The organism is Methanoregula sp. (assembly GCF_002835825.1).
GTDB lineage: Archaea > Halobacteriota > Methanomicrobia > Methanomicrobiales > Methanospirillaceae > Methanoregula.
Map to the genome: position 1 here is coordinate 1 of NZ_PIZH01000677.1, position 1,136 is coordinate 1,136.

General features: G+C 55.5%; 1 pseudogene. It reads left to right on the forward strand.

The features are described from left to right. Positions 1 to 1,033 (forward strand): annotated as a pseudogene (locus CW742_RS14360) (hypothetical protein); the annotation flags it as partial. Positions 1,034 to 1,136 lie beyond the last annotated feature (103 nt).

Below are 1,136 nucleotides of genomic sequence, written 5' to 3' on the forward strand. Positions count from 1 at the left end.
GGTCACGTGCGCGGACCGAAGGCGGTGGACGGGCGGGGCCGACATGGGGATCTGCCGGATGCGCAAGGGCAACGACAGCAGGGGGAAAACCGACACGGGCCTCTTAGAGGAGGGCCCTGCCCTCTCGTGCACGGACCGGACCGTGACGATGAGCGACGAGGAGGGCGTGTCAGTCCGGCGCCGGACCGAGGCATTTACCTGGAGCCGCGAGATCTTCCGGCAGTGGGCGAACGGCGGGGCCTGCTGGCTCGATCATGACCCGAAGGACAGCGATGAGGATGGCGGCGCAGGTTCATTTACAGCATTACAGCACGTTTACAGCAGTTTTACAGCAACTGCTGTAAATCAAAATGGTAAACCCGGTGCGCCCGGTTCCTGCAAAGAAGAAGATTATACAAATAATTCTGTACTAAAGGATGGTCATTTACAGCAAAACCGGAATTATGGAGACGGTCAAAATTCCGGAAAAGATACAGATCAGTGTCTCCATGATTCTGAAAATGCTGTAAATAAAAAACGATCTCTGACCGGAGCGGTTCAAAAGCCGAATCCGGCCCCACCGGTCTCCCCGGTCTCTTACAGCACATGCTGTAAAACTGCTGAAACGAGCCCGGATTCCCCACCCCCTGCTGTAAACAAGGATCCGCCCCGGTCTATCAGGGCCGGTGATTACAAAAAACTCGAGATCCCGGAGCCGAAGACACCGTGCTATGCCTGCGGAAAGAAAGGCTCCCGGTATATTGAAAAATATACCAAAGAGCGCCGGGCCCGGCCCAGGGACCAGCAGGAGGCCCGACGGATCTGCCGCTCATGTTTCAACGAGGCAGTAAAAACGGAACAGACCGCATCGGTCCCGCTGCCCGGGGCCGTGGAGATCTCCCGGTGCAGCCGGGTGACGGCGGATATCGGGAAGTGCTCGGTCTGCGGGGTTGCTAAGGCGGTGTGGCTGGATCGCGAGATGGGCGTGAAGCTCTGCGAGCATTGTTACGGGAGAGGCGTGCGGGATGATGCACGGAAAGTGGATTTAGTATGAGTGGAAAAATTATTCGATTACACCGATTTGTTTCAAAATGCTTCGATAATTCACTCGAATTATATCTTTTTCGTGGTCGTCAATGTAGCTATTATGTGCAACC